Genomic DNA, 22446 nt, shown 5'->3' with positions numbered 1-22446 from the left:
GCGTACGAATTGCTCCTAGACTCCGGGTTCATGCTGCGCGCCCTCGCCGTCGACGACGAACGACCCTCGCTGGAGGAGTTGCTCTACCTCCTGAACGCGGATCCCCGGATCGGCACAGCCGAGGGCGCGAGCGACGCCACCGAGGCGCTGCGCCGCATCAACCGGGCCCTGGAATCGGGCCCGCACGGCCCCGAGGCCATCGACGTCGTCTTCCTCGACATCAACATGCCCGGCCTCGACGGACTCGACCTGGCCCGGCTGCTCACCGGCTTCGCCCAGCCGCCGCTCGTCGTGTTCGTCACCGCCCACGAGGACTTCGCCGTGCAGGCCTTCGACCTCAAGGCCGTGGACTACGTGCTCAAGCCCGTCCGCAAGGAACGGCTGGCCGAGGCGATCCGCCGCGCCGCCGAGCTGCGGGACAGCGCCCCGCAGCACATACCCGTGCACGAACCCGACCCCGACCACATACCCGTCGAGCTCGGCGGCGTGACCCGCTTCGTCGCCGTCGAGGACATCACCCACGTCGAGGCCCAGGGCGACTACGCCCGGCTGCACACCGACAAGGGCAGTCACCTCGTACGCATCCCGCTGTCCACCCTGGAGGAGCGCTGGCGCTCCCGCGGCTTCGTCCGCATCCACCGCCGCCATCTCGTCGCCCTGCGCCACATCGGCGAGCTCCGGCTGGACGCCGGCACCGTGAGCGTCGTGGTCGGCTCCGAGGAACTCCAGGTCAGCCGGCGCCACACCCGCGAACTGCGGGACCTGCTGATGAGGAGGCCGTAGCCGTGCCGAACCAGGACCCCGCCGAACGGCGCGTCGTCGTCACCGGCCCGCCGCGCCGTAGCCGCCCCACTTCCGGCTACTACCGCCCCCGCACCGAGATCGACGAACAGACCACCCTCGGCCACACCTACGTCCGCTCCCTGATGCGCACCCAGCTGCGCGCCGCCCTCGCCGTGTTCGCCGTCCTCGGACTCCTCATCGGCCCGCTGCCGCTGCTCTTCGTGACCGTGCCGGACGCCCACGGCGTCCAATGGGCCGTCCTCGGCTTCGGCATCTACGTCCCGCTCGTCCTGCTCGCCCGCTGGTATGTGGGGCGTGCCGAGCGCAACGAGCGGGACTTCGTGCGCCTCGTCGAAGACCGCTGAAGCCGCGGACCGATGAACTCGAGCTACGCCGTCCCCGCTGTCGCCCTCGTCGTCCTCGCGACGGTCTTCGTCGGCGCGTTCGGCCTGCGCATCTCCCGCACCACCTCCGACTTCTACGTCGCCTCCCGCACCGTCGGCCCCCGCCTCAACGCGGCCGCCATCAGCGGCGAGTACCTCTCCGCCGCGTCCTTCCTGGGCATCGCGGGCCTGGTCCTGGTGCAGGGCCCCGACATGCTCTGGTACCCCGTCGGCTACACGGCGGGCTATCTGGTGCTGCTGATCTTCGTCGCCGCCCCGCTGCGCCGCTCCGGCGCCTACACGCTGCCCGACTTCGCCGAGGCCCGCCTCGCCTCCCAGGCGGTACGGCGGCTCGCGGGCGCCTTCGTCGTCGGCGTCGGCTGGCTCTACCTGCTGCCCCAGCTCCAGGGCGCCGGACTGACGTTGACTGTCCTGACCGGAGCGCCGGACTACCTCGGCGGGCTGATCGTCGCGGTCGTCGTGGTCGCCACGGTCGCCGCCGGCGGCATGCGCAGCATCACCTTCGTGCAGGCCTTCCAGTACTGGCTCAAGCTCACCGCCCTGCTGGTCCCCGCCCTCTTCCTGGTCCTCGCCTGGCAGGGCGACGGATCACCGACCCGGGCCTTCGAGGAACCGGCCACCTTCCGCGAACAGCGCGTCGTCCGCGTCGACGACAGCCTCGACATGAAGCTGGACGCTCCGCTGACGGTCACGGTGAGTGGCACCGTCGACGGCCGCGCCCACGAGGACACCGAACTGCGGCTCCCCGCGGGCACCCACCACATCGACGCCGGCACCCGGCTGACCTTCGCCAAGGGCGCCCCCGTCCCCGAGGCCGACCGCGTCGGTGACGGCAGCCTGTCACCCTCGCAGGCCGAGAGCCGCGGCGAACGCCCGCTGTACGCGACGTACGGACTGATCCTCGCCACCTTCCTCGGCACCATGGGCCTGCCGCACGTCGTCGTCCGCTTCTACACCAGCCCGCACGGAGTCGCCGCCCGCCGCACCACCGTCGCCGTCCTGGGCCTGATCGGCGCCTTCTACCTGCTGCCCCCGGTCTACGGCGCCCTGGGCCGCCTGTACGCCCCCGAGCTCACCCTCACCGGCGACGCGGACGCCGCCGTACTGCTCCTGCCCGACCGCATGATCGGCGGCCTCGGTGGTGACCTGCTCGGCGCGCTGGTCGCCGGGGGAGCCTTCGCCGCGTTCCTGTCGACGGCGTCGGGACTGACGATGGCCGTGGCGGGCGTGCTCACCCAGGACGTGCTCCCGTCACGTGGCGTACGCCACTTCAGGCTCGGTACGGTCCTCGCGATGGCCGTACCCGTGGCCGCCAGCGTCCTGGTCGGCGGACTGCCGGTCGCCGACGCCGTCGGGCTGGCCTTCGCCGTGTCCGCGTCGTCGTTCTGCCCGCTGCTCGTGCTCGGGATCTGGTGGCGGCGGCTCACCCCGCCCGGTGCCGCCGCCGGAATGCTGGTGGGCGGCGGCTCCGCACTCGTCGCCGTCGCCGCGACCATGGCGGGCTTCCCGGGCAGCGGCGCCTTCCACGCCCTGCTCGCCTGGCCCGCCATCTGGTCGGTGCCGCTGGGCTTCCTCACCATGGTGCTGGTGTCCCTGGCCACACCGAGCCGGGTACCGGCGGGCACGGCGGCGATCCTGGCCCGGTTCCATCTGCCGGAGGAGCTGCGCACGGAGGTGAAGGCATGAGCGGATTCATCGCAGGTCTGTGCGTGGCGATCCTTCCGCTGCTGGCCGCCGGGTTCTGGCTCGGCCGCCGCACCGCGCGCCCCGAGAGCCTCGTCGGCCTCGGCACCCCGGTCGAGCACGCCACCTTCCAGACCCTGCACACCGCCTCCCTCGCCGCGCCCCCGCTGCGCGCGGGCCTGACCGAGGAGACCGCCCGCAAGTCGGCCCGCAGACTGCGCACGCTGCTCGGCACGGACGCGCTGTGCCTGGCGGACCAGAAGGAGGTGCTGGTCTGGGACGGGGTGGGCGGGCATCACCGGGCGGAGATCATGGACCGCCTCGCCGGCCCCCTGGAGTCGGGCCGGGGCGAGGCCTTCCCGCTGACCTGCGAGACGCCCGACTGCCCGGTCCGCTGGGCCGTCGTCGCCCCGCTCACCGTCGACGACCGGGTGCACGGAGCGCTCGTCGCCTGCGCGCCCCGGGAATCGGCGGTGCTCGTGCGCGCCGCCGGTGAGGTCGCCCGCTGGGTCTCCGTCCAGCTGGAGCTGGCCGACCTGGACCAGTCCCGCACCCGCCTGATCGAGGCCGAGATCAAGGCCCTGCGCGCCCAGATATCCCCCCACTTCATCTTCAACTCGCTCGCGGTGATCGCCTCGTTCGTGCGCACCGACCCCGAGCGCGCCCGCGAACTGCTCCTGGAATTCGCCGACTTCACCCGCTACTCGTTCCGCAGGCACGGCGATTTCACCACCCTCGCCGACGAGCTCCACGCCATCGACCACTACTTGGCGCTCGTGCGGGCACGCTTCGGCGACCGCCTCTCCGTCACCCTCCAGATCGCCCCGGAGGTGCTGCCGGTCGCCCTGCCCTTCCTCTGCCTCCAGCCGCTCGTCGAGAACGCCGTGAAGCACGGGCTCGAAGGCAAGGCGGCCTCCGCGGGCAAGTGCCACATCAGCATCACCGCACAGGACGCCGGAGCCGAGGCGCTGGTCGTCATCGAGGACGACGGGGCCGGAATGGACCCCGTCGCCCTGCGCCGCATCCTCGCCGGCGAGGCCAGCCCGTCGGGCGGCATTGGCCTGTCCAACGTCGACGACCGGCTCCGCCAGGTGTACGGAGACGACTACGGCCTCGTCATCGAGACCGCCGTGGGAGCGGGCATGAAGGTGACCGCCCGGCTGCCGAAGTACCAGCCGGGCGTGCACTCGGCGAGTCGGCTGACCCGCCCCTGACGCTCACGTGCTCTTGGTGACGATCATTCCGAGGGTGATCAGCCCCAGTACGACCCAGCCGAACCACAGCCAGCCACTGCTGCCGAGCGCCACCGTATAGGCGGTCACCACGACCAGTCCGCCGACCGTGAGCACCCCCATCGCCTTGGTCGATCCGTCCGAAGAACCGGGCATCGCAACACCCTCCTCATGGTCCGTCCCCCCCCATGGTGCCCCCGTTCTGCCTCCGCACGGTGCACACGACGAAATGCGTTCCCGACTTCCATGGCCCGGCGCTCGTCCACGACCCCGCCAGATACACCGACGGATCGAAGCCGTAGTCCCGCGGCGGCACATCCCGCGCACACGCCGCATCCGACTCGGTACGCGCCTCCGTGAGCGTGACGTCGGCGCCCAGCCGGGTGAATCCGAGCACCATCTCGTCGTACGGACCCTCGCAGGAGACCAGTCGCGCAGCCCGGTTCGACGGTACGTCCAGACAGTCCCGCTTCTGCATCGTCGACGTGTCCGCGAACTCCGTCCCCACCTCGCGGTGCCCGCCCAGCGGCCCGTACACCGGCCCGTGCGCACCCAGCACCAGACAGGCGGTCCGCCCCCCGGCCGCCTCGAACCCCGCCCCGGACGGCACGACGGCAAGACTCCGGACGTCCGCGAGCTTCCCGCGGATCTCCTGCGTCCGCTCCTCACAGCGCGCAGCCCCCTCGACGGCAGCCTCCTTGGCGGACGCGGTCTCGACGAACGCCATCACCTGCCCGTCCGGCGCCCGGCCACCGCAGCCGGCGTCCACGGTCAGGCGCGGCGTGCCCTGGAACCGGGTCGCCGTGGGCCAGTCGGCGAGCACACAGTCACCGTCCTTCAGCGGCTCGGCCAGCCCTACGGCCGCTCCGTACGGCAGCCGGGTCCCGTCCGCGCCGCTGCCCGTCCGCTGGGCCATGGCGTACCAGACGCCGCTTCCCGCGAGCGCCAGCCCGAGCAGACCGGCGACGACGGCCCGAACGGCGTTCGGACGGGAACGTCGGCGCCTGCCGGGCGGCGCGAGGACAACGGGCCCGAACCCCTGAGGAGGAGGCTCCGGTGCGACGGCCCAGGGTGGCTGTGACCCGAGGTCGGTCTGAGTCCGCGCATACGGCTCGGCCTGCGGCGTCACGATCCGCGACAGCTCCGCCTCCGCCTCCGCCGCGGAGATCCGCTGCCCTGGATCCTTGACGAGCATCGCCTGGATCACCGGCCCGAGCGCACCCGCGCGCTCCGGTGGAGGCGGCTCCTCGGTCACCACCGCGGTGATCTCCGCGAGATGCGACTCCCGCTCGAACGGCCCCATCCCCTCGACCGCGTGATACAGCGTGCAGCCCAGCGAGAACAGATCGGCCGCCGGGGTCGGCGGCCCGCCCGTGGCCCGCTCCGGCGCCAGATACCCCGCCGTGCCGACCAGCACGGACGTCAGCGTGTACCGCGTCTCTCCCGCGTCCGGCTGCACCGAGATGCCGTAGTCGGTGAGCAGGACCCGGCCGTACGGCGACCCGGTGCGGTCCGGCGCCAGCAGGATGTTCGCCGGTTTCACATCCCGGTGCATCACGCCCCGCTCGTGCCCGGCGGTCAGCGCGTCCAGCACCGCGAGCCCGATCCGGGCGCCCTCCGCGGGGCCCAGCGGGCCGCGCCGGGTGACCAGGTCGCGCAGGTCGACCGCGCCGGGCACGTACTCCATGACGATCCACGGCAGCCCGTCGTGCTCCAGCACGTCGTGCACGGTCACCACATGCGGATGGCCACGCAGCCCCGCCGCGTGCCGGGCCTCCGCACGAGCGCGCGCCACCCGCGCCTCCCGCTCGTGCCCCGCCTCCGCCGGGTCACGGAACACGATCTCCTTGAGCGCGACCTCGCACGCCAGTCTCTGGTCGTGCGCGAGCCACACATGGCCCATACCGCCGCTGCCCAGCTGGTTCAGCAGCAGATAGCGGCCGGCGATGACCCGGCCCACTCCCGACGTCGGTGATCCTGAAGGCATCCGCTGACTCCCGGGTTCTGCGGGGTGCTACGTGGTGGCGCCGGAGGCGGGCGGGCCGGTGACCGGGGCGCGGCTCTCCGGGGTGCTGATCGCGGCCGCGCCGGCGACCGGAGCACTGCCTGCCGGTTCACCGGTCACCGGCTCGCTTGTCGCCGGTTCGCTGGTGGCGGGCGCGCTGCTGGTGGCCGGGGCGCTGGGCGGGGGTGCGCTGGTGGTCACCGGGGGAGCGCTGCTGGTCGCCGGGGGTGGGGCGCTGGGTGGTTCCGGGGGCGCACTCGTCAGGGGCGGGGGCTGGCTGCTCGGCGGAGGAGCGGCGGGCGGCGGCGTGCTCGTGGCAGGCGGCTGGGAACTGGTCGGCGGGCTCGACTCAGGCGCCGGAGAACTGGGCGTCGTACCGGACGACGGCGGCGAAGACGATGATCCCGAGCTGCCACCGGGCGATGAGGGCGGCATGCTGCCAGGCCCGTCGGTCGACGGGGAGGACCCGGATGCCGGGGGAGAGGTCGACCCACCGGCCCCACCCGGCCCGTCGGACCCGCCGGAGCCTCCCGACTCAGCCCCGTCCACACTCAGCACCACATACTCCCCGAACCTCAGCTCGGTCCCCGCGGGCGGATCCGACGCCGTGACCCGCGCACCGTCCGGCGGCAGTCCCGTCCCGTCGAAGGCGACCGCCAGCCCCTTGTCGGCCAGCCGCCGGCTCGCCTCGCCGAAGGTCGTCCCGGCGACGTCCGGCACCGCCCTCCGCTCCCGTGTGTCGAAGGCGCGGTCCTTCTCGCCCGCCGTGCCGATCGGACGGTTGATGCCCCGGCCGGGATCCGCCACGTCGACGAGGGCGATCCGCTCCAGCGCACGCGGCGCCGGCCGCACCGCCACGACGGCGGAACGGTCGAATCCGGCCCACTGCTCATTCCCGTCCTCGAACTCGACGGAAATCCGACTGCTGTCCCCATCAAAAGGCCGCAACGGATTTCCGCATGAGCACTTGACGGCGGGCTGCCCCCGCGAATCCACGAGAACCGCGATTCCCGCCTGGAGCAATGAGTCGAAGGGGACGGCCTTTCCCTTCTTGTAGTCATGGTTCTTCACGAGAGTGTCGTGACGCAGCAGAACTGGTGTGAGCCGGTCCAGATAGGCCGGAATCCCGTCCGTCGTGATGCCGAGCGCCCGCGCCCACGCCCGCGCCTTCTGCTCATTCGCGGGATCAGTGAGAAACCGTTCGAGTTTCTCGGCATCACAGATCGTCGGCTGCTTCGAACCCCCGTACAGCCCAGGCGTGTCGCCCTGCTGAAGGCTGCCCCGGGCCGACTGCGAACGTATCTGTGCGTCGCGCCCCAGCCCGCTGCCCTCGTCGAAGAAAGGAGCGAGCGACGGAACTCCCGCCGCGACCGCTTTCACCACGCGCAACGGCGTATCCGCGTCGCACGCGCTCAAAGACAGAACGAAAATCAACAGGACGGCAATCCTGCGCAAAGTCATCACCGCTCCCCCCGGCGGTTCCCCCTATGCGCTTCATGCTACTGAACGAAATGCCGGTCAGTGTCCCCGTGCGTTCAATGAGGCCAAATAGGCGTTGTACGCCTCGAGTTCCTTGTCGCCGTCCCGGTCGGCCGCCCGGTCCTTGCGCCGCGCCTGCCGCTGCTCACTGCTGTGCCACTGGAACAACAACGCGAGCAGCACCAGCACCGACGGGATCTCACTGAACGCCCAGGCGATTCCGCCGGCCGCGTTCTGGTCGGAGAGCGCGTCGATAGCGAGGGAGGCGGGCGGGTTCTTGAACGTCTCGACCATCGGCGTGGACGCCATCATCAACGCGATACCGAAGAACGCGTGGAACGGCATGCCCGCGAACAGCTCCAGCATCCGCATCAGATAACCGGGCCGGTTGGGTCCCGGGTCGACGCCGATGATCGGCCAGAAGAAGACGACCCCCGCGGCCAGGAAGTGCACCATCATCGCGATGTGCCCCGTCTTGGACCCCATCAGGAAGTCGAAGAGCGGCGTGAAGTACAGCGCGTACAGGCTCGCGATGAACAGCGGAATGGTGAAGGCCGGGTGCGTGATGATCTGCATGTACCGGCTGTGCAGCAGCGCCAGCAGCAGCTCGCGCGGCCCCTTGCGGCCCTTGCCGGCGACGGGCAGCGCCCGCAGCGCGAGCGTGATCGGGGCGCCGAGCAGGATCAGGATCGGCGACAGCATGCTGATCACCATGTGCTGCACCATGTGCACGCTGAACATCACCATGCCGTAGTCGTTCAGCTTGGTGCACATCACGAGCGCGATGGTCAGCACACCGGCGACGTACGAGATCGTCCGCCCCACCGGCCAGCTGTCACCGCGCTGCCGCAGCCGCACGACGCCGTACGCATACAGCGCGAGCCCCACCAGACAGGCGACGAGGAAGAACGGGTCGGCCGACCACTGAAGACCCCGCCCCAGCGTGAACGGCGGCAGATCCATGGTCATGCCGTGCCCGCTGTGATCCATTCCGACGGCTCCTGATTCGTGGGGGTTGTGCGTGTCTGTCCGCACACAGACTAGAACTGCCCCCGGCCGCTGCTGCGGCCGGGGGCAGACTCTTCAGTTCGCCACTACCTGAGCTAAAGCACGCACTCGGCTTCTTCGTAGCGCTCTGCGGGAACCGTCTTCAGCGTCTCGACGGCCTCCGCCAACGGCACCATCTCAATGTCGGTCCCACGAAGCGCCGTCATCTTCCCGAACTCCCCGCGGTGCACAGCCTCCACCGCATGCCACCCGAACCGAGTGGCGAGCACACGGTCGTACGCGGTCGGCGTCCCCCCGCGCTGCACATGCCCGAGAATCACCGGCCGGGCTTCCTTCCCCAGCCGCTCCTCCAGCTCGATCGACAGCTGACGGGCGATCCCGGCGAAGCGCTTATGGCCGTAGATGTCCTCGCCGCCCTCGTCGAAGGCCATGGAGCCCGGCTTCGGCTTGGCCCCCTCCGCCGCCACGACGATCGCGAACCGCTTTCCGGCCTGGAACCGCTCCCCGACGACCTTGGCCAACTCCTCGATGTCGAAGGGCCGTTCCGGTACGACGATGGCGTGGGCGCCGGCCGCCATGCCGGAGTGGAGCGCGATCCAGCCGGTGTTGCGGCCCATGACCTCGACCACGAGCACACGCTGGTGGGACTCGGCGGTGGTCTTGAGGCGGTCCAGCGCCTCGGTCGCCACGCCCACGGCCGTGTCGAAGCCGAAGGTGACGTCGGTGACGGCGATGTCGTTGTCGATGGTCTTGGGCACGCCGACGATGGGCAGGCCGCTGTCCGACATCAGCCGGGCGGCCTTCAGCGTGCCTTCGCCGCCGATCGGGATGACGGCGTCGAGACCGAGCTCCGCGACATGGCCCTTCGCCCGCTCCACACCGTCCCGCAGGTGGGACGGCTGGACGCGGGAGGAACCGAGGATCGTGCCGCCGCGAGCGAGGATGCCGCCCACCGCGTCGAGGTCGAGCTTGAGGTAGTCGCACTCCAGGAGGCCCTTCCAGCCGTCCCGGAAACCGATGACCTCGTCGCCGTGGTCGGCGACGGCACGGTGCACGACGGACCGGATGACGGCGTTCAGGCCGGGGCAGTCGCCTCCGGACGTGAGGACACCAATGCGCATAGCCCGAAATACCTTCTCAACGTGGGCCGGGGACCGGACCACGTTGTCCGGTTCGATCCCCGCCACCCTAGCGGGAGGAAGGGGCGGGGCCGAAGCGTGCGTCCGCCTGCTGGACGACCCCGCTCACCTGTGCGGACACAGCGTCAGACGGGCTGGTAAAGCCTGGCTGGAGCCCAGGTGTACAGGCAGCTCAGGCAGGCTGCTGCGCCGCCGCGATCCGCTCGCCCCGCAGCGCCTCGTACCACCGGTCGTCGGTCGGCGGCAGCGCGTTCACGTCGAGCGCCAGCTTCAGCAGCAGGTCGGCGATGAGCGGGTTCCGGGCCAGCACCGGACCGTGCATGTACGTGCCGAACACCGTGTCGTTGTACGCGCCCTCAGTGCCGTCTCCCGTGCCGTTGCCCTTGCCCAGCTTCACCTGGGCGAGGGGGCGGGCGGTGGGGCCGAGGTGGGTGACGCCCTGGTGGTTCTCGAAGCCGGTCAGCTGCGGCAGGCCGAGGCGCGGGTCGATGTCCCCGAGCACGTCGCCGACGCACCGCTCACCCTCACCGCGCACGGACACCACGTCCAGCAGCCCGAGACCGGGCTCGCGCTGGCCGAGGTCGTTGATGAACTCGTGGCCGAGGATCTGGTAGCCCGCGCACACCGAGAACACGATCGCGCCGTTGCCGACGGCGCGCTGCAGTCCGCCGTCCCGCCGCAGCCGCTCGGCCGCGAGCCGCTGCGGCCGGTCCTCGCCGCCGCCGATCAGGTAGATGTCGCCGGACGTCGGGATCGGCTGGTCGCTGCGGACGTCCAGGCGGGCCACGTCGAGGCCGCGCTGCCGGGCCCGGCGCTCCACGACCAGGACGTTGCCCTGGTCGCCGTATGTGCTGAGCAGGTCGGGATAGATCCAGACGACCCGCAGGCTGTTGTCGCTCACAAAAGTCCCCTGTGTGTCAGTTGCCGACGCGGCGGCGCAGGTCCTGGAAGGCGGTGTAGTTGGCGATGACCTCGATCCGGCCGGGCGGGCTCATCTGCACGGCCTGGTCGAGGTTCTCGCAGACCTGGAAGTGCTGGTTCGCGACCTCCAGACGGACCGCGAGGTCCAGCCTGCGGTCGCCGATGACGCAGATCGGGTGCCCGGTCAGCCGCGTGTAGTCCACGTCCCACAGCCAGGAGGTGTCGGTGCCGTCGGCGCCGCGCGCGTTCACGGAGAGGATCACCGGGGTGGGCGGCGGGTCGATGAGCGAGAACGTCTCCAGCCAGCCGGCCGGGTTCTTCGCGAGCAGCAGTCGCAGATCGCGCTCCATGAACTGCACCACGTCGTAGCGCCCGGCCACGGCCTGCACCTGGTACATCCGTTCCAGCGCGACCTGCGGCGGCACCCCGAACACGGCGGCGACGGCGGCCGACGAGGCGGCGTTGGCCTTGTTGGCCCGCCCCGGCAGCTGAAGGTGAATGGGCCAGGCGGAGCCGTGCGGGTCGAGTACGTGGTCGCCCGACAGCGCCCAGCTGGGCGTCGGCCGTCGGAAACCGCACTCACTGCAGAACCAGTCGTCGCCCGGCCGCTGCATCACGCCACCGCAGGACGGGCAGGACCAGGCGTCGTCCTTCCACATCTGACCGGCGGCGACCCAGATCACGTTGGGGGAGGAGGACGCGGCCCACACCACGAGCGGGTCGTCGGCGTTGGCGACGACCACGGCCTTGGAGCCCGCGAGCCCCTCCCGCCAGTTCTCGGCGAGCATCCGGGTCTCGGCGGCGCGGTCGAGCTGGTCGCGGGAGAGGTTGAGCAGGGCGATGCACTTCGGGTCGGTGTCCCGGGCCACCCCGGCGAGGTACTTCTCGTCGACCTCGATCACGCCGTACCGCGCGTCGGATCCACCGGCCAGCGCGGAGGTGATACCGGCGGGCATGTTGGCACCGAGCGCGTTCGAGACGACCGGGCCCGCGGCGCGCAGGGCCTCGGCGATCAGCCGGGTCGTCGTGGTCTTGCCGTTGGTCGCCGACACCAGGATCACGTCCAGGTTCTGGGCGAGCCGGGCGAGGAGGTCGGGGTCGAGCTTGAGTGCCACGCGGCCGCCGATCACCGAACCGCTCCCGCGCCCCGCGGCACGCGATGCCGCCGCGACCGCCTTGCCCGCGGTCACGGCCAGCTTGGCCCGCGGCGTGAGCGGGTCCGAGTTGCCTGCCATCAGTTCTCGATCCTCCTTGCGTACGCGCCGCGCCTCTGCCTGACGGCAACGTGGTGGTGGTCAGCCTATCGAGATCCATTCGCACTCCCGAATCGCCGTACCCTTGCGGCCATGCGAAACGGCTCCATTCCGGGCGCGCACGGGCGCGTCCGGCCCCTCACCCTGCATGGCGCTCCGCTGCTGCGTGAGCGATGCCACGAGGTGACCGACTTCGGCCCGGCCCTCACGGCCCTCGTCGAAGACCTGTTCGCCACGATGTACGCAGCCCAGGGAGTCGGCCTGGCAGCGAATCAGATCGGCGAGCCCTTGCGGGTGTTCGTCTACGACTGCCCGGACGACGAGGACGTACGGCACCTGGGACATGTCGTGAACCCGAGGCTGGTGGAGGCGGACGGCGTGGTGATCCGCGGCCCCGAGGGCTGCCTCTCCCTACCGGGCCTGGAGGCAGGGACGGAGCGATACGACCACGCGGTGGTCGAGGGCTTCACGATGACAGGAGAGCCGATCACGGTTCATGGCACGGGCTTCTTCGCACGCTGCCTGCAGCACGAGTGCGACCACCTGGAGGGCAAGGTCTACGCGGACCACTTGACGGGCTGGCGCCAAAGACGCCTGACGCGACAGGTGGCCCGAGCCTCTTGGCGCAGGGTCACTGGTACCACTTAGGGGCGCGGGGAACTGCGCGACCAGCCCCCACCAACCCGCAGCCGACACACAACCGTCAGAACCCAGGACCGCCCACTTTGTCCCCGGCCGCTGCCAAGCGCCCCCACAACAGGTCGGCCAAACTCCGCACCAACTCAGCCCGAGAACAAGGCCGTTCCCCCAGCCACCAGTCACCCGCAGCGTGCATCATCCCGACGATCCCATGCCCCCACACCCGAGCCAACTGCTGGCTCCCCGGCCCGAGATCCAGCCGGTCCTCGATGACCTGGGCCAACTCCTCGCCCATCCGCCGCAGCAGCGGCCCCGACTGAACGCCGACATCGAACCCGTGGTCACTCGCCGACCCCTCGGACGGATGCATCAGGAACCGGTACACCTGAGGACGCGCCTCGATCGCCGCGAGATACGTGTCGAGCGTGGCCTCGACCCGCTCCCGCCGGTCCGCCGGGGCGTCCAGCGCGGCCCGCAGGGAATCCAGCAGCGCATCGGTATGCCGCTTGGCAAGGGCTGCGTAAAGCCCGCCCTTGTCGCCGAAGTGCCGGTAGAGGATCGGCTTCGTGATGCCCGCCTCCGCCGCGATCGCGTTCATCGAGGCCTGCGGGCCGTCGCGCAGCACCACTCTGTCCGCGGCCTCCAGCAGCTCACGCCGACGGCGGTCGGCGGAGCGCTGCTGATCGGTCCGCTGTGTGGTGTCCATGTGATCTCCCCCTGCTCGATCGGTGACGCCTGCGCAAACTAACACTCATTACGCTCCTGACATCGAACTGGCTGCCGAGCCGTCAGGAGTTGACTTTTCCTACCGGTCGGTAACAGACTTCGGTTACCGCAAGTAACAGGATAGTGCGCCACTGCTGGAGGGGACATGGCCGAGTTCACCATGGAGCTCAACGACGAACAGAAGGAGGTCCGGGACTGGCTGCACGGTTTCGCCGCCGACGTCATCCGTCCCGCAGCCGCCGAATGGGACGAGCGTGAGGAGACTCCCTGGCCTGTCATCCAGGAGGCCGCCAAGGTCGGCATCTACTCCCTGGACTTCTACGCCCAGCAGTACTTCGACCCCACTGGCCTCGGCATCCCCATGGCCATGGAGGAGCTGTTCTGGGGCGACGCGGGCATCGCCCTGTCCATCGTCGGCACGGGCCTCGCCGCCGTCGGCGTCCTCGCCAACGGCACCGAGGAACAGATCGGCACCTGGATTCCCCAGATGTACGGCGATGCCAACGATGTCAAGGTCGCCGCGTTCTGCTCCTCCGAGCCTGACGCCGGCTCCGATGTGGCCTCCATGCGGACGCGTGCCGTGTACGACGAGGCCAAGGACGAGTGGGTGCTCAACGGTACGAAGACCTGGGCGACCAACGGCGGCATCGCCAACGTCCACGTCGTCGTCGCCGTCGTCGACCCGGACCTCGGCTCCAAGGGCCACGCCTCCTTCATCGTCCCGCCGAACACTCCTGGCCTGTCCCAGGGCCAGAAGTTCAAGAAGCACGGCATCCGCGCCTCGCACACCGCCGAGGTCGTCCTGGACAACGTGCGGGTTCCCGGCTCCTGCCTGCTGGGTGGGAAGGGGAAGCTGGACGAGCGGCTGGCGCGGGCGAAGGCCTCCGGCGGTGAGCGGGTGAGGAACGCGGCGATGGCGACGTTTGAGGCTTCGCGGCCGGCGGTGGGTGCGATGGCGGTGGGCACCGCTCGGGCCGCGTACGAGGTGGCCCTCGACTACGCCATGACGCGTGAGCAGTTCGGACGTCCGATCATCGACAATCAGGGTGTGGCTTTCCAGCTTGCGGACATGCGTACGTCCATTGATGCGGCGCGTCTACTCGTCTGGCGGGCCTCCTGGATGGCGGTCAACGGGAAGCCGTTCACCGCTGCCGAAGGCTCGATGTCGAAGCTGTTTGCGAGCGAGACGGCCAAGAAGGTCACCGGGCAGGCAATTCAGATCCTGGGCGGCAACGGATACACGCGGGAGTATCCGGTGGAGCGGATGCATCGCGATGCCGCGATTTACACGATCTTCGAGGGGACCAGTGAGATTCAGCGGCTGGTGATTGCTCGGACGATCTCGGGGATGTCCATTCGGTAGTACGCGGGCTGCGGGTCGTGGGGGCTGGTCGCGCAGTTCCCCGCGCCCCTGAGGTCGGTCACCTGTGCCGGAGTGGAGTTAGTTGCTCAATGTCGTACCGTCTCCGCAACTCCTCGATCGCCGCATGATCCGGCGGGCCCCCGTTCCCCAGGATCTCCAGCAGCTCCTCGAAATACCGCTCGTGGTCCGGCGGTGGGGACGCCTGGAAGAACATCTTGGCCTGGGTGTTCGTCGGGTTGGCGAAGGCGTGCGGGCAGCCGGGTGGGACGACGATGAGTGTGCCCGGGGTCGCGCGTACGACTCTGTTGCCCGAACTCGACTCCCACTTCTGCCAGTTGTCGGGGGTGCGGATGCGCGGCTCGAAGGCGAGTACGTCCAGCTCGCCTTCCAGGACGTAGAACAACTCCTCGCTGCGCGTGTGGACATGGGCGCCGACGTCGAAGCCCGGGGGGACGAGGACCTCGAAGGTGGAGGCCGTTCGGGAGTGCGTGCCGGTGACCTTGAAGGTCACGTGCTGGGCCGGTGTCTGGACGACCCGGCCGTGGCCCGGTGGTACGAGGAGTCCCTCCGTCGCCGTCATCGGTGTCTCACCAGGTGACCGGCAGGGCCTCGGGCCCGCGGATCAACGCGCCCTTTTTGAAGGGCACTTCCCGGGGCGGCACGGCGAGCTTCAGTCCCGGTACCCGGTCGAGGAGCGCGTCGACGAGGAGTTCGGACTCCAGCCGGGCCAGCATGCCGCCGGGGCAGTAGTGCGGGCCGAAGCCGAAGGAGACGTGGGGGTTGGGGTTGCGGGAGAAGTCGATCATTTCGGGCTGCGGGAAGACGTCCGGGTCGCGGTTGGCGGCGAGGTACGACACGTAGATCGCGTCGCCCGCCCGGATCCGTACGCCCTTGATGCCGACGTCCTCCATCGCGATCCGGGACAGCCCGACGGCGTTGCGGTGCGGGATGTAGCGCAGCAGTTCGTCGATGGCCTGGGGGCGGATCTCCGGCTCGGCGCGCAGCCGTGCGGCGAGGTCGGGGCGGGTCAGCAGGATGTAGAACATCTGCCCGCTGTTGTTGGTGACCGCCTCGCCGCCGATCTGGAGGAGCACCGCGAGTCCGACGGCCTCCTCCAGCGTCACCTCGCCCTTGCCGACCGCCGCGCCGAGCAGTGAGGTGACGTCCTCGCCGGTGCTGCCCTCGCGCATGCCGATGAGGTCGGCGAAGTAGGCGCCCATCTCGTTCTTGGCCTTCTCGCTGACGTCGGCGCCGTGCGAGGAGGACAGGATGAGCTGGGTCCAGGTGTGCATGCCGTGCCGGTCGGCGGCCGGGACGCCCATCAGCTCGCAGATCACGGCGATGGGGAAGGGGCTGAGCACCGTCTCGGTGAGGTCGGCGGGCGGGCCGTCCTGAAGGAGCTCGTCGACCAGCTCGTCCAGCATGCGGCGGGACTTCTCCCGCACCCGCTCCACGCCCTTCGCGGTGAACGCGGCAGCCACCGAGCGGCGCAGCCGGGTGTGGTCCGGCGGGTCCAGGAAGCCGACGGCGCCGCGGGCCGGGATGAAGTGCGGGGCGAGCCGGGTGACCTGCCGATCCATGACGGCCTCGCGGCTGAACCGGGGGTCGTTGGTCACCATGCGTACGTCGTCGTAGCGGGTGACCAGCCAGGCCCAGCCCTCGCCGTTGGGCAGCTGGATCCGGGTGACCGGGCCCTCGTCCATCAGCTGGCCGAGGATCGGGTCGAAGTCCACGCCCGACAGGTCGAGCGCCGGCCAGTGCCGGACGGGAGGAAGGGTTTCGGTGATCGTCTCTTCGGTCATCTCACGTCGTCTCGTCAGTTGCGGTGCCAGCGGCCCAGGGCCATCTCGGCGGTGATACCGGGACCGAACCCGGCGAGGAGCCCGCGCGCCTTGTGTTCGGCGCCGCCCTCCTCGAACAGCCGGCGCAGCGCGTCCAGGACGACGGCGCTGGCGATGTTGCCGTACTCGGTGAGCGTCGACCGGCTGAACCGGAACGCGTGCGGGTCGACCTGCAGAAACTTGCTGAGGTCGTCGAGTATTCGGGGCCCGCCCGCATGGACTATGTAGAAGTCCAGGTCGGCGGCGTCCCAGCCGTGCATGCCCGCGAGGTCCTGCAGCGCCGGGGCGAGCGGCTCCATGGTGGCCGGCACCCGCTTGTCCAGCAGGAAGTGGAATCCGGTGGCCCGGACGTCGTACATGATCCACTCTTCGGTCTTGGGGATCAGGTACGAGCCGTTGCGCTCCAGCGTGATCCCCTCGCCGCCGCGCCCGCGGACCGCCGCGGCGGCGATGCCGTCGCCGAACAGGCCGTTGGACAGCAGCGAGCCGACGCCGATGTCGGTGGGCTGGTAGCACAGCGAGCAGAACTCGCAGGCCACGATGAGCGCGTTGGCCTCGGGGTAGGCCGTGCAGAAGTCGTGCGCCCGGTTGATCGCCGCCCCGCCGGCCGCGCAGCCCAGCTGGGCTATGGGGATCTGGCGGGTGGTGCTGTCGAAGTCCATCTCGTTGATCAGCCAGGCCGTGAGCGAGGGCATCATGAAGCCCGTGCACGACACGTAGATGATCACGTCGATGTCGGTGGTGAGCAGCTCAGCGTCGTCGAGGGCCCGCTGTATGACCGCGGGGACCCGGGCCTTCGCCTCGGCCTCGTAGACCTTGTTGCGGTGCTCGAAGCCGGGGTGCTTCAGGGTCTCCTCGATCGGCTGCACGATGTGCCGGGTGCGTACGCCGGTGTTCTCGATCAGCCGGAGGGCCAGCGGCAGTTGGGGGTGGTCGGAGTGGCGGGAGCGAGCCAGCTCCAGCGTCTCCTCCATCGTGATCACGTGCTCTGGAACGGACACCGAGGGTCTGCACAAAGTCGCCATGAACCGTGCCTGCTTTCGCCTTCCGGAAGGCCTGCGCCCCCCGGTCAGAAGGTTGTGCATTCACGATCACCCGACGGGGCGACTATCTCGCGCCGGACTACTCCAAATTGGGGATCACTGGATTTGCCCAACGCCTACGGCGTGCCCCCGCTGCTGTGCGCGATACAGGCGACATCGATACGGTCGGCCAGCTTGGCCAGCTCGATCGTCAGCGCCGCCACCGTGTCCTCGTCCAGCTCCTCCTGCCCGGCCTCGACAAGGTGCAGCCATCGCGCACCCACCGTCCGCAACAACTTGCTGACGTCGGCGGCAGCCACCTGCAGGGTCCCGCGGTCGTCGACGATCAGAGGCAGAGTCACTTCGCGGTTCACAAAGGGGATCGTAGCCGCGGAACCCTCACGCTCCGTGCCATACGGTCGTGATGTTGCAGAACTCGCGGATTCCGTGCCCGGACAGCTCACGCCCGTACCCGGACCGCTTCACTCCGCCGAACGGGAACGCCGGGTGGGACGCCGTCATCCCGTTGACGTACACGCCACCCGCCTCCAGGTCCCGTACGAACCGGTCGACCTCGGCCCCGTCGCGCGTCCAGACGTTGGAACTCAGCCCGAACGACGAGTCGTTGGCGATGAGCACCGCCTCGTCCAGGTCACCCGCGCGATACAGCGTGGCCACCGGCCCGAACGCCTCCTCGCGGTGGATCCGCATCTCGCGGGTGATGCCGGTGAGGACGGTCGGCGGGTAGTACCAACCGGGCAGCTCGGGTCGCCGGAGCCGGTGGCCGCCGCACAACACCGCCGCACCGCTGCGCGTCGCGTCATCCACCAACTCCTCCAGGTCGGCCCGCCCCTGCTCGCTCGACAGCGGCCCGACGTCCGTGTCCTCCTCCATCGGGTCGCCGACCTTCAGCGCTTTCATGCTCGCGACGAACCGCTCGGCGAACGCGTCGTACACATCGGCGTGCACGATGAACCGCTTGGCGGCGATGCAGGACTGGCCGTTGTTCTGCACCCGTGCGGTGACCGCGACTTGGGCGGCCCGGTCGACGTCGGCGGAGGGCATGACGATGTACGGGTCGCTGCCGCCCAGCTCCAGCACCGTCTTCTTCACCATCTCCCCGGCGACGGACGCGACCGCGCGGCCGGCGGGCTCGCTGCCGGTGAGGGTGGCCGCCCGGACGCGCTCGTCGCGCAGGATGTCCTCGACCGCGTCGGCGCCGATGAGCAGGGTCTGGAAGCAGCCCTCGGGGAAGCCCGCGCGGTGGAACAGATCCTCCAGGTAGAGGGCGGTCTGCGGGACGTTCGAGGCGTGTTTGAGGAGGCCGACGTTGCCCGCCATCAGTGCGGGCGCGGCGAAGCGGATGACCTGCCAGAGCGGGAAGTTCCACGGCATGACCGCGAGCACCGGGCCCAGCGGCCGGTAGCGGACGAGGACGCGGGAGGCGCCGGAGTCCCGCACGTCGGAGTCGGCGGGTTCCTCGTCGGCGAGGAGCCCGGCCGCGTGGTCGGCGTACCAGCGCATCGCCTTGGCGCACTTCGCGGCCTCCGCGCGGGCCTGCTTGACCGGCTTGCCCATCTCGGTGGTCATGACACGGCCGATGTCCTGCTGGTCCTCCTCGAGGAGATCGGCGGCCCGGCGCAGCAGCAGGGCGCGCTCGGCGAAGCCGGTCGCCCGATAGGTGCGGAACGTGGCTTCGGCGAGCTGGAGCCTGCGTTCCAGTTCTTCGGCGCCCATGGCCTCGTACGTCTTGAGCGTCTCGCCGTTCGCCGGGTTCACCGTCGCGATGGGCATGGCTGACCTCCTGAGGGCGGCTTTGGTTCGACCTTCCCGCGCGCCGCCGGGGACCGCAACGCGTAGGCCGCTGTTCAGCCCGAGTGCTCCGCCAGCCGGTCGAGAAACGCGGTCTGCGCCTTCACGATCAGGGCCCGGGCGCGGTCGAGCCCGAACCACTCCACCCGGTCCAGCTCGGGGAACTCCTGGGTCTGCCCGGACCTCGGCGGCCACTCCATCCGGAAGGTGCCGGGGACGACGGCAGCCGGGTCGAGGTCGGCCTCCACCGCCCATACGGTGACGATCTTGCCGCCCGTCTGCCGGACCTCGCCGAGGTCGATCGCCTCACCGTCGGGCGGCGGCAGCCCCAGCTCCTCCTGGAACTCGCGGCGGGCGGCGTCCCAGGCGGGCTCGTCGGGTTCGTACTCGCCCTTGGGCACGGTCCACGCCCCTTCGTCACGGCGCGCGAAGAACGGGCCGCCCATATGCCCGAGCAACACCTCCACACCTCGGTCCGTGTGGCGGAACAACAGCAGGCCGGCGCTCGTCCTCATGGCGTCACCTCGGGATGTGCGGCCAGCAGCGTCTCCACCGTGTCGGCCTCCTCCGGCCGCTTGTCCTCGCGGTAGCGGACCACGCGGGCGAAGCGGAGGGTGACGCCGGCCGGGTAGCGGGTGGACTTCTGCAGACCGTCGTAGGCGATCTCGACGACGAGTTCCGGGCGTACGGTCACGACCCAGCCGTTGTCCTCGACGGCCAGCTCCTGGAGACGCTCCGTCTGCCAGGTCAGCATCGCGTCGGTTAGACCCTTGAAGGTCTTGCCGAGCATGGCGAAGGAGCCGTCGGGCTTGCGCGCGCCCAGGTGGAGGTTGGAGAGCTTGCCGGTGCGGCGGCCGTGGCCCCACTCGGCGGCCAGGACGACGAGGTCGAGCGTGTGCACCGGCTTGACCTTCAGCCAGGACGCGCCGCGCCGGCCCGCGCTGTAGGGGGCGTCGAGGGCCTTGGCGACGATGCCCTCGTGGCCGCGTTTCAGGGTCTCGGCGAGGAAGGCGTCCGCCGCGTCGATGTCGTCGGGTCCGTCGACGAGCGTCCGGCGCACCCGCATCGGCTCGGGCACCAGCCGGGCCAGCTCCGCGTGCCGCTCGGCGAACGGCAGGTCGAGCAGGTCGCGGTCGCCGACGGACAGCGCGTCGAAGAAGACGGGGGAGACGGGGACCTCCTTGGCCGCCGTCGCCACGTCCACGCGGGAGCCGACGCGCCCGGCGGTCTCCTGGAAGGAACGGGGCCGTCCGTCCGCGCCGAAGGAGATCACCTCACCGTCCAGGATGAAGCGCTCGCCGTTCAACTCCAGGGCCGCCGAGGTCAGTTCGGGCAGCCGGTCGGTGATGTCGTCGAGGGTGCGGGTGTAGATCCGTACGGTGTCGCCGTCCCGGTGCACCTGGACGCGGATGCCGTCGAGCTTCTCCTCGACCGCGCATGCGCCGAGCTTGTCGACCGCCTCGGCCACCGAGGACGCGCTGTGCGCCAGCATCGGCAGGACCGGGCGGCCGACGGTGAGCCGGAAGCGGTCCAGTGACGCCGGACCGTCCGCGAGCAGCGCCTGGGCGACGGTCTGGAGGGACCCGGCCAGCATCACCGCCCGCCGTACGTCCGCCGGCGGCGCCCCCGTCGCCACCGCGAGGCCCTCGACCGCCACCGCGTCCAGCGCGCCCTGCCGTACCTCACCGGTGATCAGCCCGAGCAGGAAGCGCTGCTCGTCCTCGGTGGCCGCGCCCATCAACTCGCCCACCAGCCGGGCCCGTTCCGCCTGCGAACCGGGCCCGGAAACCTTGCCCAGCTCGCTGAGCAGGGCGTCCACCTCGCGCACGCTCAGGGTCGGCTCGGCGGCCGGGGCGACCGGGCGGCTCAGCGCCTTCCAGCCGACGCCGAGCCGCCCCTGCGGCAGCCTTCCCGCCAGATACGGGATCACGATCGGCACGTCGTCCGCCTCCGCGTCCCGGAACAGCTCCGCGAGCAGCGCGATCTTCCGGGAGCGCGCCGAGGTGGCGGCGACCTCGCGGGACACGTGGGCCAGGCGGGTCAGCAGCATGCAGCCCATGTTGCAACGGGCTCCGTCGGTATACACCCCGACAAACGGGTTGTCGTTCGTCTGCGGGTTTGTTGTGGCTGGTCGCGCAGTTCCCCGCGCCCCTTAGGGCGCTGCATCGAGGTCGGCCATGAGCAGCTCCCCGTTGATCGTGGCGCCCGCACGGTAGCCGCCGCTCGCCGCGTTCACGACCTGCTCGCCGAAGCCCATCGCATTGCCCGCGGCCCACACGCCCGGCACGGTCGTCAGCCCCGTCCAGTCGACCACGGGATAGGAGCCGAAGGGGGTCTCGTTCATCTCGGCGCCGAGCTTCTCCAGCAGGCCGGTCTGCGGGATCGCGCGCGGTGCGACGAACAGCGCCTGGCGGTCGTACGTCGAACCGTCCGCAAGGCGTACGCCCGTCAGTCGGTCGTTCTCGACCAGCAGTCCCGCGACCTCGCCCGGGATGACGTGCACACCGGCCGCGGCCAGTCTGCGCAGGTCGTCGTCGGACAGTTCGTCCTCGGTGACCTTGTGCAGGAAGAAGGTCACGTCCTTGGACCACTGGGAGACGATCAGGGCCTGGTGCACGCTCATCGGGCTGGTCGCCAGCACGCCGAAGGCCTGGTCGCGTACCTCCCAGCCGTGGCAGTACGGGCAGTGCAGCACATCGCGGCCGAAGCGGTCGGCGACGCCGGGGACGTCCGGCAGCTCGTCCTTGAGGCCGGTGGTGACGACGAGACGGCGGGCACGCACCGTGCGTCCGCTCGCGAGCTCGACCGTGAAGTCGTCGGCCTTGGTGACGTCCACGGCTGTGTCACGGACCAGCTCGACTCCGTACCGGGCGATCTCCTCGCGGCCGATCGCGAGGAACTCGGCGGGGGACATGCCGTCGCGGGACAGATAGCCCTGCATGTGCGCGGCGGGGGCGTTGCGTGGCTCGCCCGCGTCGACCACCAGCGTGTGGCGCCGGGCCCGGCCCAGGACGAGCGCGGCGGACAGGCCCGCCGCGCCGCCGCCGATGACGACCACTTCGTATGTGTCGCTGTATGTCTCGGTCATGGTGACCACCTCCACGCCAGACGGTCGCGCCACCACTGCCACATTGAC

The 22446-nt window shown here is 70.4% G+C and carries 22 protein-coding genes; 6 read left to right on the top strand and 16 right to left on the bottom strand.

What is annotated here, in order from left to right; genetic code table 11:
- The first annotated feature begins 30 nt into the window (after positions 1-30).
- From AB0I98_RS21330 to AB0I98_RS21315, 4 genes are read left to right on the top strand one after another with little or no spacing between them, the layout of a single operon-like run.
- A complete protein-coding gene (locus AB0I98_RS21330) occupies positions 31-783 on the top strand; it encodes a LytTR family transcriptional regulator DNA-binding domain-containing protein (RefSeq protein WP_362943998.1) in 753 nt (250 codons plus the stop codon).
- A 2-nt stretch (positions 784-785) separates the two neighbouring features.
- Entirely contained in the window at positions 786-1148 is a 363-nt protein-coding gene (locus tag AB0I98_RS21325) for a hypothetical protein (RefSeq protein ID WP_362943996.1), read from the top strand.
- A gap of 12 nt (positions 1149-1160) precedes the next feature.
- Positions 1161-2873 carry a cation acetate symporter gene (locus AB0I98_RS21320; protein WP_362943995.1) on the top strand — a complete coding sequence of 571 codons (1713 nt, stop codon included), beginning with the start codon at positions 1161-1163 and terminating at the stop codon, positions 2871-2873.
- Entirely contained in the window at positions 2870-4084 is a 1215-nt protein-coding gene (locus AB0I98_RS21315; protein ID WP_362943993.1) for a histidine kinase, read from the top strand. Before AB0I98_RS21320 ends, AB0I98_RS21315 begins: the two co-directional genes overlap by 4 nt.
- Before the next feature lie 3 nt (positions 4085-4087).
- Here the strand turns inward: AB0I98_RS21315 and AB0I98_RS21310 are convergent, their stop codons facing one another.
- From AB0I98_RS21310 to AB0I98_RS21280, 7 genes are all read right to left on the bottom strand, one after another.
- Complete coding sequence (locus tag AB0I98_RS21310; protein WP_301978043.1) at positions 4088-4258, bottom strand: hypothetical protein; 171 nt, start codon at positions 4256-4258, stop codon at positions 4088-4090.
- Between the two features lie 13 nt (positions 4259-4271).
- Positions 4272-6089, bottom strand: a complete 1818-nt coding sequence (locus AB0I98_RS21305; RefSeq protein ID WP_362943991.1) for a protein kinase — start codon at positions 6087-6089, stop codon at positions 4272-4274.
- A 27-nt stretch (positions 6090-6116) separates the two neighbouring features.
- Positions 6117-7568 carry a DUF6777 domain-containing protein gene (locus AB0I98_RS21300; protein WP_362943989.1) on the bottom strand — a complete coding sequence of 484 codons (1452 nt, stop codon included), beginning with the start codon at positions 7566-7568 and terminating at the stop codon, positions 6117-6119.
- A 57-nt stretch (positions 7569-7625) separates the two neighbouring features.
- Positions 7626-8576, bottom strand: coding sequence for a cytochrome c oxidase assembly protein (locus tag AB0I98_RS21295; protein WP_362943987.1), 951 nt, complete (start codon positions 8574-8576; stop codon positions 7626-7628).
- Between the two features lie 113 nt (positions 8577-8689).
- Complete coding sequence (locus tag AB0I98_RS21290) at positions 8690-9715, bottom strand: 6-phosphofructokinase (RefSeq protein ID WP_362943985.1); 1026 nt, start codon at positions 9713-9715, stop codon at positions 8690-8692.
- A gap of 190 nt (positions 9716-9905) precedes the next feature.
- Positions 9906-10634: a glutamine amidotransferase gene (locus AB0I98_RS21285; RefSeq protein ID WP_362943983.1), complete on the bottom strand. Its 729-nt coding sequence runs from the start codon at positions 10632-10634 to the stop codon at positions 9906-9908.
- Positions 10635-10650: 16 nt separating this feature from the next.
- Complete coding sequence (locus AB0I98_RS21280) at positions 10651-11889, bottom strand: MurT ligase domain-containing protein (RefSeq protein WP_362943981.1); 1239 nt, start codon at positions 11887-11889, stop codon at positions 10651-10653.
- Positions 11890-12000: 111 nt separating this feature from the next.
- Here AB0I98_RS21280 and def point away from each other — a divergent pair, with 111 nt between their 5' ends.
- Complete coding sequence (def, locus tag AB0I98_RS21275; RefSeq protein ID WP_362943979.1) at positions 12001-12555, top strand: peptide deformylase; 555 nt, start codon at positions 12001-12003, stop codon at positions 12553-12555.
- Between the two features lie 55 nt (positions 12556-12610).
- On the opposite strand, the gene AB0I98_RS21270 is transcribed toward def, so the two are convergent.
- Positions 12611-13252, bottom strand: a complete 642-nt coding sequence (locus AB0I98_RS21270) for a TetR family transcriptional regulator (RefSeq protein ID WP_362943977.1) — start codon at positions 13250-13252, stop codon at positions 12611-12613.
- 165 nt (positions 13253-13417) lie between these two features.
- On the opposite strand from AB0I98_RS21270, the gene AB0I98_RS21265 reads away from it, so the two are divergent.
- Positions 13418-14635, top strand: a complete 1218-nt coding sequence (locus AB0I98_RS21265) for an acyl-CoA dehydrogenase family protein (RefSeq protein ID WP_362943975.1) — start codon at positions 13418-13420, stop codon at positions 14633-14635.
- 58 nt (positions 14636-14693) lie between these two features.
- On the opposite strand, the gene AB0I98_RS21260 is transcribed toward AB0I98_RS21265, so the two are convergent.
- From AB0I98_RS21260 to AB0I98_RS21225, 8 genes are all read right to left on the bottom strand, one after another.
- Positions 14694-15215 (bottom strand): cupin domain-containing protein, encoded by a 522-nt coding sequence (locus AB0I98_RS21260; RefSeq protein WP_362943973.1) that lies wholly within the window; start codon positions 15213-15215, stop codon positions 14694-14696.
- Between the two features lie 7 nt (positions 15216-15222).
- Positions 15223-16437, bottom strand: a complete 1215-nt coding sequence (locus AB0I98_RS21255) for a cytochrome P450 (protein WP_362943971.1) — start codon at positions 16435-16437, stop codon at positions 15223-15225.
- Positions 16438-16451: 14 nt separating this feature from the next.
- On the bottom strand, positions 16452-17561 hold the full coding sequence (locus AB0I98_RS21250; RefSeq protein WP_362943969.1) for a type III polyketide synthase: 1110 nt from the start codon (positions 17559-17561) through the stop codon (positions 16452-16454).
- Positions 17562-17635: 74 nt separating this feature from the next.
- On the bottom strand, positions 17636-17872 hold the full coding sequence (locus AB0I98_RS21245) for a DUF6213 family protein (protein WP_210571140.1): 237 nt from the start codon (positions 17870-17872) through the stop codon (positions 17636-17638).
- Positions 17873-17897: 25 nt separating this feature from the next.
- Entirely contained in the window at positions 17898-19292 is a 1395-nt protein-coding gene (locus tag AB0I98_RS21240; protein WP_362943967.1) for an NADP-dependent succinic semialdehyde dehydrogenase, read from the bottom strand.
- A gap of 74 nt (positions 19293-19366) precedes the next feature.
- Positions 19367-19825 carry an NUDIX domain-containing protein gene (locus AB0I98_RS21235; RefSeq protein ID WP_362943965.1) on the bottom strand — a complete coding sequence of 153 codons (459 nt, stop codon included), beginning with the start codon at positions 19823-19825 and terminating at the stop codon, positions 19367-19369.
- Positions 19822-21360: an ATP-dependent DNA ligase gene (locus tag AB0I98_RS21230; RefSeq protein WP_362943963.1), complete on the bottom strand. Its 1539-nt coding sequence runs from the start codon at positions 21358-21360 to the stop codon at positions 19822-19824. Before AB0I98_RS21230 ends, AB0I98_RS21235 begins: the two co-directional genes overlap by 4 nt.
- 102 nt (positions 21361-21462) lie before the next feature.
- A complete protein-coding gene (locus tag AB0I98_RS21225; RefSeq protein ID WP_362943962.1) occupies positions 21463-22398 on the bottom strand; it encodes an NAD(P)/FAD-dependent oxidoreductase in 936 nt (311 codons plus the stop codon).
- Positions 22399-22446: the final 48 nt, after the last annotated feature.

Source organism: Streptomyces sp. NPDC050211 (assembly GCF_040656035.1).
Lineage (GTDB): Bacteria > Actinomycetota > Actinomycetes > Streptomycetales > Streptomycetaceae > Streptomyces.
This window is presented reverse-complemented; position numbering and strand designations above follow the sequence as displayed.

What these genes read in the sequence shown, in the direction of transcription:
- AB0I98_RS21330 (WP_362943998.1), top strand. Translation starts at nt 31, where the DNA reads ATGCTGCGCGCCCTCGCCGTCGACGACGAACGACCCTCGCTGGAGGAG.
- AB0I98_RS21320 (WP_362943995.1), top strand. Translation starts at nt 1,161, where the DNA reads ATGAACTCGAGCTACGCCGTCCCCGCTGTCGCCCTCGTCGTCCTCGCG.
- AB0I98_RS21315 (WP_362943993.1), top strand. Translation starts at nt 2,870, where the DNA reads ATGAGCGGATTCATCGCAGGTCTGTGCGTGGCGATCCTTCCGCTGCTG.
- AB0I98_RS21310 (WP_301978043.1), bottom strand. Translation starts at nt 4,258, where the DNA reads ATGCCCGGTTCTTCGGACGGATCGACCAAGGCGATGGGGGTGCTCACG.
- AB0I98_RS21305 (WP_362943991.1), bottom strand. Translation starts at nt 6,089, where the DNA reads ATGCCTTCAGGATCACCGACGTCGGGAGTGGGCCGGGTCATCGCCGGC.
- AB0I98_RS21300 (WP_362943989.1), bottom strand. Translation starts at nt 7,568, where the DNA reads ATGACTTTGCGCAGGATTGCCGTCCTGTTGATTTTCGTTCTGTCTTTG.
- AB0I98_RS21295 (WP_362943987.1), bottom strand. Translation starts at nt 8,576, where the DNA reads ATGGATCACAGCGGGCACGGCATGACCATGGATCTGCCGCCGTTCACG.
- AB0I98_RS21290 (WP_362943985.1), bottom strand. Translation starts at nt 9,715, where the DNA reads ATGCGCATTGGTGTCCTCACGTCCGGAGGCGACTGCCCCGGCCTGAAC.
- AB0I98_RS21280 (WP_362943981.1), bottom strand. Translation starts at nt 11,889, where the DNA reads ATGGCAGGCAACTCGGACCCGCTCACGCCGCGGGCCAAGCTGGCCGTG.
- def (WP_362943979.1), top strand. Translation starts at nt 12,001, where the DNA reads ATGCGAAACGGCTCCATTCCGGGCGCGCACGGGCGCGTCCGGCCCCTC.
- AB0I98_RS21270 (WP_362943977.1), bottom strand. Translation starts at nt 13,252, where the DNA reads ATGGACACCACACAGCGGACCGATCAGCAGCGCTCCGCCGACCGCCGT.
- AB0I98_RS21265 (WP_362943975.1), top strand. Translation starts at nt 13,418, where the DNA reads ATGGCCGAGTTCACCATGGAGCTCAACGACGAACAGAAGGAGGTCCGG.
- AB0I98_RS21260 (WP_362943973.1), bottom strand. Translation starts at nt 15,215, where the DNA reads ATGACGGCGACGGAGGGACTCCTCGTACCACCGGGCCACGGCCGGGTC.
- AB0I98_RS21255 (WP_362943971.1), bottom strand. Translation starts at nt 16,437, where the DNA reads ATGACCGAAGAGACGATCACCGAAACCCTTCCTCCCGTCCGGCACTGG.
- AB0I98_RS21250 (WP_362943969.1), bottom strand. Translation starts at nt 17,561, where the DNA reads ATGCACAACCTTCTGACCGGGGGGCGCAGGCCTTCCGGAAGGCGAAAG.
- AB0I98_RS21240 (WP_362943967.1), bottom strand. Translation starts at nt 19,292, where the DNA reads ATGCCCATCGCGACGGTGAACCCGGCGAACGGCGAGACGCTCAAGACG.
- AB0I98_RS21235 (WP_362943965.1), bottom strand. Translation starts at nt 19,825, where the DNA reads ATGAGGACGAGCGCCGGCCTGCTGTTGTTCCGCCACACGGACCGAGGT.
- AB0I98_RS21230 (WP_362943963.1), bottom strand. Translation starts at nt 21,360, where the DNA reads ATGCTGCTGACCCGCCTGGCCCACGTGTCCCGCGAGGTCGCCGCCACC.
- AB0I98_RS21225 (WP_362943962.1), bottom strand. Translation starts at nt 22,398, where the DNA reads ATGACCGAGACATACAGCGACACATACGAAGTGGTCGTCATCGGCGGC.